The sequence below is a fragment of the Pseudomonas taiwanensis genome, from assembly GCF_013393345.1.
GTDB lineage: Bacteria > Pseudomonadota > Gammaproteobacteria > Pseudomonadales > Pseudomonadaceae > Metapseudomonas > Metapseudomonas resinovorans_C.
On the sequence record NZ_QJRF01000075.1, the window covers coordinates 133,529 to 149,188 of the forward strand.

13 protein-coding genes and 1 riboswitch are annotated in these 15,660 nt (G+C 65.1%); of the genes, 5 read left to right on the forward strand and 8 right to left on the reverse strand.

Annotated elements, in window-relative coordinates:
- Positions 1-31 precede the first annotated feature (31 nt).
- The 6 genes from uca to DM872_RS27220 all read right to left on the reverse strand — a co-directional run bounded on the left by uca (position 32) and on the right by DM872_RS27220 (position 7,986).
- Positions 32-3,643: an urea carboxylase gene (gene uca, locus DM872_RS27195; protein WP_179062312.1), complete on the reverse strand. Its 3,612-nt coding sequence runs from the start codon at positions 3,641-3,643 to the stop codon at positions 32-34.
- Between the two features lie 169 nt (positions 3,644-3,812).
- Positions 3,813-4,448, reverse strand: a complete 636-nt coding sequence (locus DM872_RS27200; RefSeq protein WP_179062313.1) for an urea amidolyase associated protein UAAP2 — start codon at positions 4,446-4,448, stop codon at positions 3,813-3,815.
- Positions 4,449-4,459: 11 nt separating this feature from the next.
- On the reverse strand, positions 4,460-5,188 hold the full coding sequence (locus DM872_RS27205; protein WP_179062314.1) for an urea amidolyase associated protein UAAP1: 729 nt from the start codon (positions 5,186-5,188) through the stop codon (positions 4,460-4,462).
- A 14-nt stretch (positions 5,189-5,202) separates the two neighbouring features.
- Positions 5,203-6,000, reverse strand: coding sequence for an ABC transporter ATP-binding protein (locus DM872_RS27210; protein ID WP_179062315.1), 798 nt, complete (start codon positions 5,998-6,000; stop codon positions 5,203-5,205).
- On the reverse strand, positions 5,997-6,812 hold the full coding sequence (locus tag DM872_RS27215; RefSeq protein WP_179062316.1) for an ABC transporter permease: 816 nt from the start codon (positions 6,810-6,812) through the stop codon (positions 5,997-5,999). Before DM872_RS27215 ends, DM872_RS27210 begins: the two co-directional genes overlap by 4 nt.
- Positions 6,813-6,918: 106 nt before the next feature.
- Entirely contained in the window at positions 6,919-7,986 is a 1,068-nt protein-coding gene (locus DM872_RS27220) for a putative urea ABC transporter substrate-binding protein (RefSeq protein ID WP_179062317.1), read from the reverse strand.
- Between the two features lie 64 nt (positions 7,987-8,050).
- A riboswitch (guanidine-I (ykkC/yxkD leader) is annotated at positions 8,051-8,150 on the reverse strand.
- Positions 8,151-8,459: 309 nt separating this feature from the next.
- Between DM872_RS27220 and DM872_RS27225 the strand changes: the two genes are divergently transcribed.
- Positions 8,460-9,026: a hypothetical protein gene (locus DM872_RS27225; protein ID WP_179062318.1), complete on the forward strand. Its 567-nt coding sequence runs from the start codon at positions 8,460-8,462 to the stop codon at positions 9,024-9,026.
- Here the strand turns inward: DM872_RS27225 and DM872_RS27230 are convergent.
- The gene (locus DM872_RS27230) at positions 9,023-9,925 is read right to left on the reverse strand and encodes a LysR family transcriptional regulator (protein ID WP_179062319.1); all 903 of its coding nucleotides are present in this window, start codon (positions 9,923-9,925) and stop codon (positions 9,023-9,025) included. The two genes, DM872_RS27225 and DM872_RS27230, sit on opposite strands and share 4 nt — an antisense overlap.
- Positions 9,926-10,023: 98 nt before the next feature.
- Here DM872_RS27230 and DM872_RS27235 point away from each other — a divergent pair, with 98 nt between their 5' ends.
- The 4 genes from DM872_RS27235 (at position 10,024) to lapD (ending at position 15,049) form a co-directional block, all read left to right on the forward strand.
- Positions 10,024-11,811: an alkyl/aryl-sulfatase gene (locus DM872_RS27235; RefSeq protein WP_179062320.1), complete on the forward strand. Its 1,788-nt coding sequence runs from the start codon at positions 10,024-10,026 to the stop codon at positions 11,809-11,811.
- A gap of 85 nt (positions 11,812-11,896) precedes the next feature.
- A complete protein-coding gene (locus DM872_RS27240; protein ID WP_179062321.1) occupies positions 11,897-12,142 on the forward strand; it encodes a DUF1145 domain-containing protein in 246 nt (81 codons plus the stop codon).
- A 289-nt stretch (positions 12,143-12,431) separates the two neighbouring features.
- Positions 12,432-13,091, forward strand: a complete 660-nt coding sequence (lapG, locus tag DM872_RS27245; protein WP_306296701.1) for a cysteine protease LapG — start codon at positions 12,432-12,434, stop codon at positions 13,089-13,091.
- A gap of 8 nt (positions 13,092-13,099) precedes the next feature.
- Positions 13,100-15,049 carry a cyclic di-GMP receptor LapD gene (gene lapD / locus DM872_RS27250; RefSeq protein WP_179062323.1) on the forward strand — a complete coding sequence of 650 codons (1,950 nt, stop codon included), beginning with the start codon at positions 13,100-13,102 and terminating at the stop codon, positions 15,047-15,049.
- A gap of 249 nt (positions 15,050-15,298) precedes the next feature.
- Here the strand turns inward: lapD and DM872_RS27255 are convergent, their stop codons facing one another.
- Complete coding sequence (locus tag DM872_RS27255; protein WP_077523810.1) at positions 15,299-15,649, reverse strand: tryptophan synthase subunit beta; 351 nt, start codon at positions 15,647-15,649, stop codon at positions 15,299-15,301.
- Positions 15,650-15,660 lie beyond the last annotated feature (11 nt).

A 15,660-nucleotide genomic window follows, 5' to 3' on the forward strand; every position in this document is an offset into this window, starting at 1 on the left:
CCCCCACAAAGGGCATGCAATTGCCCTGTGGTTAACAGGCCTCCTCCATCACCACCACCCGCTGCCCGGCGCGTACCGGCGAACCCGGCTGCAGGCGCACTTCCTTCACGACGCCATCTCGGGGAGCGGTGAGGGGGATTTCCATCTTCATGGATTCGAGGATCACCAGGATGTCCCCGGCCTTCACGCTTGCGCCTTCTTCCACCTGCACCTGCCAGAGGTTGCCGGCGATATGGCTTTCCACTGCGTGCTGGCCGACGCCGAGCGGGGCGTCTTCACCCAGGTCGACGGAGACTTCCTCGCTGTCGAAGTGGGCCTGCCCGGAGGCGATCCAGCGTTCCCTTTCCGCATTGAAGGCGGCCTGCTGCTGGCTACGGAAGGCGGCGATGCCCTCGGCCTCGCGGGCGAGGAACGCCTGGTAGTCGGCCAGGCACAACTCGCTCTCTTCGATGCGCAGTGGGTAGCGGCCAAGCGGGAAGTCACGGCGGATGCGCGTGAGTTCTTCGGCACTGACCGGGTAGAAACGGATCTGGTCGAAGAAGCGCAGCAACCAGGGTTTGCCGCCGAAGGCTTCCACCTCGCGGTAGCGATTCCACATCTGCAGGGTGCGGCCGACGAACTGGTAGCCGCCGGGGCCTTCCATGCCATAGACGCACATGTAGGCGCCGCCGATGCCCACCGAGTTCTCGGCGGTCCAGGTGCGTGCCGGGTTGTACTTGGTGGTCACCAGGCGGTGGCGCGGGTCCAGCGGCGTGGCCACCGGCGCGCCGAGGTAGACATCGCCCAACCCCATCACCAGGTAGCTGGCGTCGAACACGGTGCGCTGCACTTCATCCAGGTTCGGCAGGTCGTTGATGCGGCGGATGAACTCCAGGTTGCTCGGGCACCAGGGCGCGTCCTTGCGCACCGTGGTCATGTACTTCTCGATGGCCAGCTGGCAGGCCGGGTCATCCCAGGAGAGCGGCAGATGAACGATGCGCGACGGCACCTTCAGGTCGCCGGCTGCGCAGACGCCATCCCAGAGTCCGGCGACGGTATCCAGCAGCGCCTCCAGCGGCAGGGTTTCCGGCTGGTAGTGGACCTGCAGGGAGCGAATGCCTGGCGTCAGGTCGATCACGCCGTCCAGGGCTTCGGCCTCCAGCGCCTGCATCAGTGCATGGGCGCGGAAGCGCAGTACCAGGTCAAGTTCCGGCGCGCCGATTTCCAGCAGCAGGTGGGTGTCGCCGGAAAGACGGGCCACCAGGCGTTTGTCGGCGTCGCCGAGGTCGAGCACAACGGGTGAACCTGTAGGAGCGAGCTTGCTCGCGAATTCGACGCTGGGATTTTCGCGAGCAAGCTCGCTCCTACACAACAGCGTTCTTGCCAGTTCACGCGCCTCGCCAATGCTCACCGCCACGAACCTCACCTTGTCCCCCGCCTTCAACTGCCCCAGTTGCCAGAGGTCCGCTTCGATGATGGTCACCGGGCAGACGAATCCGCCGAGGCTGGGGCCGTCCGGGCCGAGGATCACCGGCATGTCGCCGGTGAAGTCCACCGCGCCGATGGCATAAGGATTGTCGTGGATGTTGGAAGGATGCAGCCCGGCTTCGCCGCCGCTTTCGCGCACCCATTCCGGCTTCGGTCCGATCAGACGCACGCCGGTCCGGCTGGAGTTGAAGTGCACTTCCCAGTCAGTGGCGAAGAAGGTGTCGATGTAGGTCGGTGTGAAGTATTCCGGCGCGCCGTGGGGGCCGTAGATCACCCGCAGGGTGCGCACGGTCGGCAGGTCGGTGCGCAGGGCGGGCTCCAGCACCTGGCCCGCACTGCGCTCAACGAGCGGGGTGAGGTGCAGGACATCGCCCGCACGCAGGGCGCGGCCACCGTGGCCGCCGAACTGGCCGAGGGTGAAGGTGCTCTTGCTGCCGAGGTAGTCCGGCATTTGCAGGCCGCCACGCACGCAGAGATAGCTGCGCGCACCGGCCCCAGCGATCGTCCCGAGGGCAAGGGTGGCGCCCGCCGGTACGAACAAGGCGGTGTCCATCGGTTGCGGCTGGCCGTCGAGGGTCAGCGGAATCTGCGCGCCGGTGACTGCCACCACGGCGTCGGTGTTGAAGCGCAGGGTCGGGCCGCTCATGGTCATCTCCAGCCCGGCCTCACCTTCGGCATTGCCCAGCAGGCGATTGCCCAGGCGCAGCGCGCGGCTGTCCATAGGGCCGGACGGTGGCACGCCCACCGCCCAGTAGCCGAGTCGGCCGGGGTAATCCTGCACGGTGGTCTGGGTGCCGGCGCCGAGTACTTCGAAGGTGCTCGCGCTATAGGTGAGGCCTTCCAGGCAACGGGTCCAGGGCGAGCCGCTGGCAAACGGTGTGTCAGCAAGGATCTGCCGCAGGTAGCCACGGTTGGACTCCACGCCGTAGAGGGTTGTGTCGGCCAGGGCTCGATCCAGCGTGTTGCTGGCCTGCTCACGGTTCGGCGCCCAGGCGATGATCTTGGCGATCATCGGGTCGAAGTAGGGTGGGATTTCGCAGCCGGCTTCCACCCAGGTGTCGATGCGCAGGTCCCGGCCATTTGCTTCGGGGAAGGCAACAGCGGTGAGCAGGCCGGGGCAGGGCTGGAAGTCGCGGCCCGGGTCTTCGGCATAGATCCGCGCCTGGATCGCATGGCCACTCGGCGTGAGCGTTGCCGCCAGCTCGGCCAGGGGCGGAAGGGTGCCGGCGGCCAGTTCGATCATCCAGCGCACCAGATCCACGCCCCAGACCTGTTCGGTGACACCGTGCTCCACCTGCAGGCGGGTGTTCACTTCGAGGAAGTAGAAGCGCTCCGCTTCGCTGTCATAGACGAATTCCACGGTACCGGCGCTGCGGTAGTTGACCGCCTTGGCGAGCTTGATGGCGGCGGCGCAGAGTTCGTCGGCCATGCCGGCGGGCAAGTTGGGTGCCGGGGTTTCTTCCAGCACCTTCTGGTTACGCCGCTGTACCGAGCAATCGCGCACGCCAAGGGCGATGACTTCGCCTCGGCCGTCGCCGAATACCTGCACCTCCAGGTGGCGTGCCCGCTGGATGTATTTCTCGATGAACACGCCGGAGTCACTGAAGTTGTTCTGCCCCAGGCGCTTCACTGCCTCGAAGGCGTCGCTCAGCTCTGTGGCCGAACGGCACACACGCATGCCGATGCCGCCACCGCCGGCGGTGCTTTTCAGCATCACCGGGTACCCCACCTGTTCGCCGGCAACTAGGGCGGCTTCCAGGTTTTCCAGCAGTTCGGTGCCTTCCAGCATGGGCACGCCATTGGCCTTGGCCAGGGCACGTGCGGTGTGCTTCAGGCCGAACACCCGCAGCTGTTCCGGCGTTGGACCGACGAAGGCGATGCCGGCCGCTTCGCAAGCCTCGGCGAAGGCGGCGTTCTCCGAGAGGAAACCGTAGCCGGGGTGGATGGCCTGGGCACCGCTGTCGCGAGCGGCTGCGAGAATCTTGTCCACCACCAGGTAGGTGCTGGCGGCCGGGCCTTCGCCCAGGCTGATGGCCTGGTCCGCCTGCTGGATGTGCAGGCTGGCGGCGTCGGCTTCGGAATACACCGCCACACCGCGAACGTCGAGCTGGCGCAGGGTACGCAGGATGCGGCAGGCGATGGCGCCGCGGTTGGCGATCAGGAGTTTCTCGAACATTGCAGAACCCTCGAAAGGGATGACGGGCCGTCCCGCCTTATTCGTCTGCACCACGGTCGTCCGTGGCTGGAATTTCGGTGTTGTCCGTAGGTGTTGCATCCGCGCAGCGAGGGGCTGCACTGCCCCGACCGGCTTTGGCACAACAGGAACAGCCAGGCACGCAGCTGCTTCAGTCCCATACCAGTACCTCGGCGGGCGTGGGGTTGTAGGCGTTGCAGGGGTTGTTCAGCTGCGGGCAGTTGGAGATCAGCACGATGATGTCCATGTGCGCTTTGAGCTCGACATACTTGCCGGCGGCGGAGATGCCGTCCTCGAAGGTCAGGCCGCCGTCCGGGGTGACCGGGACGTTCATGAAGAAGTTGATGTTGGCGCTGATGTCGCGCTTGGTCAGGCGGCCGTCGTGCAGGCTGGCGCGCAGGAAGTTGTCACGGCAGCTGTGCATGTAGCGCTTGTCCAGGGCGTAGCGCACGGTGTTGCTTTCCTGGGCGCAGGCGCCGCCGAGGGTGTCGTGGCGGCCGCAGGTGTCAGCGGTGAGGGTGAGCATCGGGTTGCCGAGGTTGGAATAGAGCACGCTGCCGGCGCTGAGGTAGACGCGGTTCTGCCGGCGCAGGGTGCGCTGCACGTCATAGCGTTCACGCGGGTTGTGGGCGCTGTAGAACAGGGTGTCCACCGCCTGGTTGCCTTCCAGGTCCAGCAGGCGCACGGTCTGGCCGGCCTTCACTTCGGTCATGAAGGGCTCGCCAGCGGCGATCACGGCGCGGTACACGGCGGCTTCGGAATGTTTGTCGCTGTGGGTCAGGTTCATGCGGGCGGCCCTCAGATATACAGGCGTTCGGTGTTGTGGAAGCCGCGGCCGTTTTCAGGGCGCGAGGTGCGGCAGAGCAGGGTGATGCCGTCGCTTTGCACCTGCTGCCAGCTGAGCTGCACCGGCTTGGGGGCGTATTCGGGATTGGGGTCCATGGGGTGCTGCAGGGCGGTGAGCACCACCAGAGTGTCCATGGGTGCATAGAGCTCGAGGTAGTCGCCGGCCTTGGAGTTGTCCGGTTGGAAGTGGAAGCAGCCGTCGCTGTCCACGGTGACTTTGCTGAACAGGTTCAGGCACATCAGCAGGTCCTGGAGGTTCAGGTCCCACTTGCCCATTTCCACCAGCAGGTTGTCCACGCCGTTACGGAAGAAGCCGTTGCGCAGTTCCTGGTAGCGTCCGGCGCCGTACTTTTCCTTCACTTCATCCGCGTTGAGCACGCCGCCGAAGCTGTCGTGCCAGCCGCAGGTATCGGCGGTGATGGCGGCCAGCACCCGGCCCATGTCGGAGTAGAGGCAGTGGCCGGCGGTGAGCTTGGCGGTGTGCTGGCACTTCAGGCTGTCGGGCAGGTTCAGGCGCTCGCTCTTCTCCTGTGCGTTGAGCAGCAGCAGGCTGACGTTGGCGCCACCTTCGATATCGGTGATGCGCAGCTGTTGGCCGCGTTTCAGCACGAAGGAGGTGTGGCCGCCGCCGGGGACGGTTTCTTCATAGAGGGTTGGGCTCAGGGCCAGGGATGCGGTCATGGGCAGGCTCCTATTCAGTGGGCGATGGCCGGATGCAGGGCGGCGGTGACTCGCTCCGGCAGGGCCTCGACGGCAGCGCGGGCGGCGCGGCGGTCGCTGTTCAGGGGAATGTCGTAGGTGATGCGCGCGCCGAAGGCGTTGGGCGCGTGCGGGTCCTGGCGCACCTTGTCGAAGACCAGCAGGCGGGTGCCCAGGCTGAAACCTTCGGAGAGGTCGTGGGTGACCATGAACACGGTCAGCCGGGTTTCGTGCCAGAGCCCGAGCAGCAACTCGTGCATGTCCTTGCGGATGCCCGGGTCGAGGGCGCCGAAGGGCTCGTCCAGCAGCAGTACGCGGGGTTTCATGACCAGCGCCTGGGCGATGGCCAGGCGTTGTTGCATGCCGCCGGAAAGCTGGCTGGGGTACTTGTCCTGTGCATGGCCCAGGCCGACCTTGGCGAGGATGGCGGCGGCTTCCTCGCGGGCGGCGCGTTTTGCACTCCCGAACAACCGGCCGAAGAGGGGCGAGCGGGGCAGTTCCAGGCCGAGGGCGACGTTGTCCAGCACGCTCAGGTGCGGGAACACCGAATAGCGCTGGAACACCACGCCACGGCTGGCGTCGGGTTCGGCCGCCAGCGGCTGGCCATCCAGCAGGATGCTGCCGCGGCTGGGCGATTCCTGGCCCAGCAGCATGCGCAGGAAGGTGGATTTGCCGCAGCCAGAAGCGCCGACCAGGGTGCAGAACTCGCCTTCGTTCACCGACAGGTCGAGGTTCTCCAGCACCACCTGGTCGCCATATTCCTGCCAGACGTTGCGGACGCTGATGAAGCTCATGCCTTGGCTCCTTCGTACCAGGGGAAGGCCAGCCGGGTGAGCTGGCGCAGGCCCAGGTCCATCAGCCAGGCGAGCAGGGTGATCCACACCACGTAGGGGAGGATCACATCCATCGCCAGGTAGCGGCGGACCAGGAAGATGCGGTAGCCCAGGCCATCGGTGGAGGCGATGGCTTCGGCGGCGATCAGGAACAGCCAGGCCGAGCCCAGCACCAGGCGCAGGGAGATCAGCAGGCGCGGCATCAGTTGCGGCAGCACCACCCGCAGGATCAGCGTCCAGGTGTTGGCGCCGAGCGTCTGCGCCTTGATCAGCAGTTCACGGGGGATTTCCCGCGCGCGCTGCTCCAGGTCGCGGGCGATGCAGGGGGAGACGCCGATGACGATCAGCATCACCTTGGACAGCTCGCCCAGGCCGAAGACGATGAACAGGATCGGCAGGATCGCCAGCGGCGGGATCATCGACAGCACCGTCAGCAGGGGCGACAAGGGAGCGCCGAACAGCGGCAGGGTGCCGGCGGCGATGCCCAGTGCCAGGCCCAGCAGCGCGGCGATGGACAGGCCCAGTGCCAGGCGTTTCAGGCTGGAGGCGGAGTCCTGCCAGAACAGGTAGTCGCCGCTGCGCTTGTCTTCGGTGAAGGCCAGTCGCTCGACGGCCTCACTCATCTGCGCCGCGCTGGGCAGCAGCTTGTCGTTGGGGTTTTCCGTCAGCCGCGCAGCCGAGCCGGTGAAGTAGGCGAACAGCAGCAGGGCGAAGGGCAGCAGGACCAGGATCAGGCGTCCGGCGCGGTCCGGTTGGCGGTTGATCAGGCGCATGGCAGGTACTCGGTTGCGTGGACGTGCAGGTTGGTCCGAGGTGCGGGGCCCAACATTGTTGTGTTGGGCTTCGCTTCGCTCTGACCAACCTACGGTTCGGGTCAGATCAGAGCTTGCCGTCTGCGGCCATCTGCACGTAGGTGGGGTCGAAGCGCAGTTTCACGTTGCCCTTGTCGCCGGTGACCACGCCCTTGGCGAAGCTCATGCCGACGGCGTTGGCATCCTTGGCACCTTCGCCCAGCAGGCCGTGGTGGAAGCTGAAGCTGGCCACCTTGTCCATGGTGGCCGGCAGCTTCGGGCTGGTGACGAAGGCCAGCGCATCGGCCGGGGTGTGGAACAGGCGGGTGGCGGCCAGCTGCGCCTGATAGCCAGCGAGGTCAGTGCCGGAAGCCTTGGCCATGTGTTCCAGGGCGGCGGCGCTGTCGGCGTTGCCGGCCTGCATCAACGCGACGATCTCGAACCAGGCGCCGGTCAGCGCCTTGCCCAGGGCAGGGTTGTCCTTCAGGGTTTCGGTGTTCACCACCATCATGTCCATGATCTCGCCGGGCACCTTGCTGGAGTCGAACACCAGGCTGGTGGCGGGCTTGGCCTTGATGTCGGCCAGCATCGGGTTCCAGGTGGTCACGGCCTGGACTTCGGCGGTATCGAAGGCGGCGGCGATGTCGGCGTCGGAGGTGTTCACCACCTGCACGTCTTTCTCGGAGAGGTCGGCGCGCTCCAGGGCGCGGGCCAGCAGGTAATGGGAGACGGACAGCTCCACCAGGTTGATCGGCATGTCCTTGAGGTCGGCCAGGGTCTTGCCTTCGCCCTTGACCACCACGCCATCGTTGCCGTTGGAGAAGTCGCCGACGATCAGCGCGGTGCTGTCCACGCCACCGGCGGCGGGGATGGTCAGGGCATCCATGTTGGTCATGGTGCAGCCGTCGAACTGGCCAGCGGTGTACTGGTTGATGGATTCGACGTAGTCGTTGAGCTGGGTGACCTGGATCTCGATGCCGTACTTCTTCGCCCACTTGTCGACGATGCCTTTGGTGGCACCGTACTCCCAGGGCATCCAGCCGGCGTAGATGGTCCAGCAGACGTTGAAGCTGTCTTTCTGTGCGGCGGACGTGTTGAAGCTGAGAGCGGCGGCGAGACCGGCAACGGCGAGGGCGAACAGACGGGACTTGCGCATGGAGGACCTCCAGTTCGGTTTAGGGCGGGCGGAGCTGCGCGGCACTTCCCTATCAAGGGGCGCGTTCTCCCGGGCTTTTGTCCCGCCGTGTAACCTCGCTGGAGGTCGCCAGCTCTCGGACCAGTCATCCGCCTTCGCGGACCGGAACCCTAGCCAGCCATTGCAAATTGTGGTGCCGCGAACCCGGTCATCCGGGTAGCTCCTGCACGCCTTAGCCAAAGCGAAGGGCGTGCCAAGATTGTGCAACGCAGCTGGCGCGGGGCTTTTGGGCGTTGGTCTGTGGTTCGGGGCAAGGTGGGATGCCCGCAGATGGGGCGCGTGGCGTCAACTTGGTGCGTGGCAACAACTGGTAAAGGATTTTTCCGACAGGCAGTGAAGGCTGTTCTGTAGGACCCGTTGTCCAACGCAGTGGGAGCAATCCCAGTCGCCGACATCTGTCTGCGCCGCCCCTCGCGGTCGTAAGGAGGCCGCCCATGTCCTACCGATCATTCTTCCTTGCCGTACTGACCCTGACCCTGGGCGGCTGTGCCGTCTATGACTACGACAACGACTACTACGGTCGCCGCAATTACGGCGACGACGACTACCGTGCGCACCGTTACTACTACGACCCGCCAAGGACGACATACCGGGTGGTCGACCAGCGCTACGACGATCGTTACCACGAGCGCCGCTATTACGACCGTCGCAACTACGACGGCCGCAAGTACGACGGGCGCAAGGACTACTACAAGTCCGACAAGCACCGTTACGACAAGCGCTATTACGACGACCGCAAGTACCGTAACGACCGGCGTTACTACCAACAGCCCCAGGACAACTTCCAGGAGCGTCGACACGACTACACCCCGCGTCTACAGACATGGGGCCGCAACGATCGGCAGCCGGGCTATCGTCCGCCCAGCAATCCGCAAAAACACTATCGGCAGAACAACTACCGCCAGCAGTACCGGGTGCAGCCGGGGTATGAAGCGCGGCCGCACAACAGCAACCGGTACAACAACAACCGCAGCAACTGGTCGATGGAGAACCGGCGCTAGCCGGCAGGAAATCGACTGTCCTCTTCCTGCAACAATTCCCGCATCGCCCGCGCAGCCGGAGACAGGCTGCGCGCGGCATGACTGACCACGCCGTAGGCCGATAGGGTCCTGGTCCTGGCAACCGGCTCCAGCACGGCCAGTCGACCCGCCATCACGTCTTCGGCGACCACATCCCAGGGCGCCATGCTGATCACGTCGCTCTCGGCGACTACCGCTTTCAGCACCACGAAGTTGTCGCACTCGATGCCCAGCGGTTTTTCGTTGCCGGCCAGTTCGCCGATAGATCGCGCCACTTCTACCGGCAGTTGCGTGCCGGCCAAGGCATAGGCGGCCAGGTCGGCCAGTCGAACCTGGTCTTGCGCCAGCAGTGGATGGCCGGGGCGGCAGAACAGGGTGCCGGGATGGCGGCGCAGGGGAATGATGTCCAGCAGGGGATCGCCTTCGAACTCGCGAATGTCAGCGACGAACATCTCGATGGCGTCGTCCAGTAGGTGCTCGCGAAGGCTGTGCCAGTTTTCCAGGCGGAGCCGCACCCGCACACCCGGGTGCTGACTGGCGAAGCGTCCCAGGGCGCGTGGCACCAGGCGGGCGGCGGGGTAGGGGCCCGCGCCCAGGTGCAATTCGCCGCTGTCGAGGTTTTCCAGTTGGGCCACGGCGCTCTGCAAGGCCCGGCTGCCGTCCAGCAGTCTGCGGGCATGTTCCAGCACCAGGCGGCCGTGGGCGGTCAGGCTGATCTGCCTCGGCCCCCGGTCCAACAGGCTGCATCCCAGGTTGGCCTCCAGGGCCTGGATGCTACGACTGAGGGCGGGCTGGCTGAGATTGACCGCCTCTGCCGCTCGGGCGAAGTGGCCGTGTTCGGCAAGGGCAACGAAATGGCGAAGCTGGCGAAGGTCGTTCATGCGCGTTATGCATCAATTGTCGAAGAAGAATGCATTGGAATTATTAGCAGGCCCCTGCCAGCCTGTCTCGGCCTATAACAACAATCCCCGAGCGAACCATGCGCAACTCCATCCGTTTCAGCGGCCTGCTGCTGGCTGCCGCACTGCCCCTGGGCGCCGACGCCGCGCTGCCGGAAGAGTCCATCCAGCCCAGCATCAACGCCGAGCTGGCCGAGCACACCCAGCACTTCAACGAGAAGGTCTACAAGATCGCCGACAACGTGTATTCGGCGGTGGGCTGGAACCTTGCCAACAGTGTGATGATCGAGGCCCCCGAAGGGCTCATCATCGTCGACACCGGCGAGTCGGCCGAGCAGTCGCGCAAGGTGCTCGCGGAGTTCCGCAAGATCAGCGACAAGCCGATCAAGGCCATCGTCTACACCCACTTCCACCCGGACCACATCAACGGTGTGAAGGGCTTCGTCAGCGAAGAGCAGGTGAAGAGCGGCGAAGTGCAGATCTATGCCCAGGAAACCCTGCTGGAGAACGTGGTCACCCAGGGCGCGCTGGTTGGTCCGATCCTCGGCATGCGCTCGGGCTACAGCTTCGGTGCGGCGTTGCCGGACAGCGACAAGAAGGACATGAACGCCGGTCTCGGCCCGTTGGCACACGAGGGCAAGTCCACCTTCATCGCGCCCACCATCACCTTCAAGGACAAGCTCGACACCACCATCGCCGGCCTGCCGGTGCAGTTCCTTCACGTACCCAGCGAAGCGCCGGACGAAATCGTCCTGTTCCTGCCGCAGAACCGCGTGCTGATCAGCGCCGAGGTGACCCAGGGGCCGACCCTGCCGAACATCCATACCCTCCGTGGCACCAAGTTCCGCGATCCGGTGGTGTGGGTGAACAGCCTCGACAAGTTGCGTGCTTATCAGGCCGACTTCATGGTGCCGTTGCACGGCCAGCCGGTGTCCGGCAAGGACAAGGTGGAGGAGGTGCTGCGCATGACCCGCGACGCCATCGCCTATGTCCATGACCAGACCGTGCGCTGGATGAACAAGGGCCTGACCCCCGACGAGCTGGTGGAGAAGGTCAAGCTGCCGTCCTACCTGGCGGGCTACACCCCTTACCTGCGCGAGTACTACGGCACCGTGAAGCACAGCGTGCGGCAGATCTACCAGGGCTACCTCGGCTGGTTCCAGGCCGATCCGGTGGACCTCGACCCGATCCCGCCGGTGGAGAAGTCCAAGCGCCTGGTGGCCCTGATGGGTGGGCGCGACAAGGTCCTGATGGCCGCTGGCGAGGCGTACCTCAAGGGCGACTATCAATGGGCCGCCGAACTGGCGAGCTACGCCATCCGCATCGATCACGACGACCAACTGGCCCGCGAGATCAAGGCGCGCAGCTTCCGTCGCCTGGGTTACGCCAGCATGAACATCAACTGGCGCAACTGGTACCTGATGAGCGCCATGGAGCTGGAAGGCAAGCTGGACGGTAACGCCGCGCTGCAGCTGTCCCAGGGCATGCGTAACGCCTTCCTTTCCGACGACATGCTGAAGAACCTGCCGGCGCGCATCTTCCTGCAGAACTGGGTGACGCGCATCGATCCGGAAAAGAGCGCCGACGTGAACCTGACCCTGGGCTTCGTCTTCCCCGACATCAAGGAGGAGTGGGCTCTGGAAGTACGCCGTGGCGTCGCCGAGTTGCACAAGGGTATTCCCGAGGGCACCACGCTCAAGCTGACCTTCGACAAGACCTACCTCGATACCGTCATCAGTGGCCAGAACAGCCTGCTCAAGGGCGCCATGCTGGGCGACGTGAAGGTCGACGGCAATCTGCTGGACATCAAGACCTTCCTCGGCTGCTTCGACTTCGAGGAGGCGCCCATCGCGCTCACCGTACGTTGAGCGACGGCTCCAACCGAAAGTGCGGAGAGCCGCAAGGCACCAGGCGGGCACACTGCCCGCCTGGTCCGCACACTTCGGAGGCACCATGCACCTGTCATCCTTCCTCAAGGGCGCCCTGGCCATGTTCTGGCTGGTGGCGCTGCTCAATGTCATCTACCCCTTTGGCGAACCCTTGCACCGGCCGCTGCTGCTGGCGGCGGGCCTGGTGCTGCTGGCCCACATCGCCGAGGCGGCACTGTTCAACCGCAAGTTGAAGGCACGTCCCTTCCCCTGGCTGGAGCGGCTGCAGGTGCTGCTGTTCGGCTTCCTGCATCTGCGCGGTCTGCGCTGAGAGCGTCTCCCGTTTCGTAGGTTGTGGCTGAGCTACGCGAAGCCCAACACATCAGGGCGTCGCAGCTGCGTACCTGAGTGCAGCTGGGCGTTCCCCTGTTGGGCCGCGCTGCGCTTGGCCCAACCTACGTGCCAGTGCGCTGCCAGATGGCGGCAGAATGCCATTGTTTTTTTCAGGTCCAGCCCGCACCATTCGCGCCGTGTTTCATGGGGCCCCGATGGCCTCCTGGATGGGATGGTGGATGTTCCGAGGTTGCGTTCAGGCCTGGCGTACGCGCAGGGGATGGCGGATGCCGGCCCTGGTCGCGGCGTTGCTGCCGGCGTTGCTGGCAGGAGCGTTGCAGGCGGACTGGGATTTCACCCTGATCAGCCAGCGTGCTGAATCCCTCTATGGCCTTCTCGGTCCCGGCAAACAACGTATAGACGACTGGCAGGCCATGCTCGGGCGTCTTGCCGGCGTCGACGAGCAGAAGCAACTGGAAGAGGTGAACCGCTTCTTCAACGCGAAGCTGCGCTTTCGCGATGACCGCGAACTCTGGGGCGAAACCGATTACTGGGCGACGCCGGTGCAGGCCCTGCGCATTGGCGCCGGCGACTGCGAAGACTTCGCCATCGCCAAGTACTTCAGCTTGCGTCAACTCGGCGTGCCCAGCGAGAAGCTGCGCATCACCTACGTCAAGGCGCTGCGGCTGAACCAGGCGCACATGGTGCTGACCTATTACGCATCCCCGGATGCCATGCCGCTGGTGCTGGACAACCTGGTGGGGATCATTCGTCCCGCCAGTCAACGCACCGACCTGCTGCCGGTCTACGCCTTCAATGCCGAAGGCCTCTGGCTCGCGGGTAAAGGAAGCGGCAAGCAGGTAGGGGACGCCAAGCGACTGTCGCGCTGGCAGGAATTGCTCAAGAAGATGAAGGCCGAAGGCTTCCCCGTGGAACCGGCCCGATAGGAGTCGAGATGTCTCTGTTCAAACAGTTGTTGATCGCCATCTGCCTGTTCCTAGTGGTCGCCTTCAGCGGCAGCTTCATGGTCGGCCTGGAGAGCTCGCGAGAGCAGTACGTCAACCAGTTGCGCTCCCACGCCCAGGATGCGGCGACTGCCCTCGGTCTGTCGCTGACGCCGCACATCGACGACGCAGCGATGGTCGAGCTGATGGTCAGTTCCATCTTCGACAGTGGTTATTACGAGAGCATTCGAGTGGTCGACCTGGAAAGCGGCAAGGTCCTGGTGGAGCGTACCGGCGTGCCCGATGCGGTCGGCGCCCAGGTGCCGCAATGGTTCGTCGATTTGATCGGCCTGCACTCGGCGGGTGGTGACGCCATCGTCAGCCGTGGCTGGCAGCAGGCCGCGCGGGTGGAGGTGCAGAGCCATCCAGTGTTCGCCCTGTCCCGGCTCTGGCAAAGCGCACTGGGCAGCCTCGGCTGGCTGCTGGTATGCGGCCTGGTCAGTGCGGGACTCGGGGCTTTCCTCCTGCGTCGCCAGCTCAAACCGCTGGACTATATGGTCGAACAGTCCCATGCCATTTCGCGGCGCGAGTTCCTCAGCCTGCCGGAGCTGCCGCGCACCCCTGAGCTGCGGCGTGTGGTCCAGGCGATGAACCAGATGGTGGAGAAGCTCAAGGCCCTATTCCAGGAACAGGCCGACCGCAGCGAGCGTCTGCGCGACGAAGCCTATCGGGACGGTCTCACCGGTCTCGCCAACCGGCGCTACTTCGAGATGCAGTTGCAGGCGCGCCTCAGTGCCGAGGATCACGCCAGTGCGGGTTATCTCTTCCTGTTGCGGGTGCATGACCTGGCGGGGCTGAACCAGCGCCTGGGTGGCCAGCGTACCGACCAGTTGCTGTTGGCGGTGGCCGAGCTGCTGACCCAGGTGGCGGCGGGGCAGGGCGCCGGTCAACTGGTGGCGCGCAGCCGTGGCGGCGATTTCGCCTTGCTACTGCCTGGCCTGGTGGCGGAAGAGGCCGAGCAACTGGCGCAGCGGCTAGATGCCGGGCTAGCCAACCTGGTGACCACGGGCGCGGCCGATGCACTGCCCGTGGCGCATTTGGGGCTGGTGCCGTTCAGTCCGGGTGAAGCCCTGCCTGATCTGCTGCGCCTGGCCGACGAGGCCCTGGCCAAGGCGGAAAGCCAGACCGACCAAACCTGGGCGACGCTGACCCAAGGCGAAGCACCCAGCGTCGGCGATGAACGCCACGCCTGGCATCAATTGCTGGATCGCGCCCTCAGCCAGCGTCAGCTGCAACTCTATTTCCAGCCGGTGGTGGACAGCGGCGACCGCGCGCGAGTGCTGCACTACAAGGTGCTGTCGCGCCTGCGCGACGAGCATGGCGAGAACATCCCGGCCGGGCGGTTCCTGCCCTGGCTGCAGCGTTTCGGCTGGATGGCGCGTCTCGACCTGCTGATGCTGGAACTGGTGCTGCAACAGATGGCCAGCCATGGCGAAACCCTCGCGCTCAACCTCTCCGCCGCCTTGCTGCGGGAGCCTCAGGCCCTGGAGAAGGCGTTCGAACTGATGCGCAAGCATGCCCAGCTGGGGCCGCGTCTGGTGCTGGAGCTGGAAGAGGATCAACTGCCCGAACAAGCCGTACTGGAGCAACTCACCCGTCGTCTGCGCGAACTGGGCTTCAACCTCAGCCTGCAGCACTTCGGTGGCCGCTTCAGCATGATCGGCAACCTGGCTCGCCTGGGCCTGGCCTATCTGAAGGTGGACGGCAGCTACATCCGCGCCATCGATCTGGAAGCCGACAAGCGCCTGTTCATCGAAGCCATGCAGCGCGCCGCGCACAGCATCGACCTGCCATTGATTGCCGAGCGCGTGGAGACCGAAGGGGAACTGGAGGTGCTGCGAGCGATGGGTATTCAGGGCGTGCAGGGCCAGCTGTTTGGTGCGCCGGCGCCCTGGCGTTAGCTTTTCCGTAGGAGCGAGCTTGCTCGCGAAAGGACGAGCTCAGAGCTTCGCGAGCTTGCTCGCTCCTACAAGTGTGGGGCTGCGTGGAGGTCGCGGGATTTCGCTCCCACTACGGAGCGTCTTTTCTGTAGGAGCGAGCTTGCTCGCGAAAGGACGGACGCAAGAGCTTCGCGAGCAAGCTCGCTCCTACGCGGGCGGGGCTGCGCGGAGATTGTGGGAATTCGCTCCCACAAGGGAGCGTGGGCCGGCTCAGATCAACCCCGAGCCAATCTCGTCATCTTCTTCGACGATCAACCGCGAAATGCCGCCAAGGGCTTCGCGTGCCTGGTTCCGGCTGAGCAGCTTGGATTGTGCGGCCGGTGGCAGGTCGGTGATGCGGATCACGCCTTTGGCCATCAACGCGGTAATCAGGTCGTCGAGTACCCGGATCATGTCCAGGTCACTCTGTTTCAGTTGCAGCAGGCTACTTTGCATCGCCAGGTTGGCGTACCAGGCCTGGATCTCCTGGTCGTCGGCCGGCAGGCTGCCGGTCATCTCATCGAATGCAGCCGCTTCGACGCGAACCAGGCTTCCTTCTTCGTCGCGCTGGATGTAGAGCATGGCGAATCTCC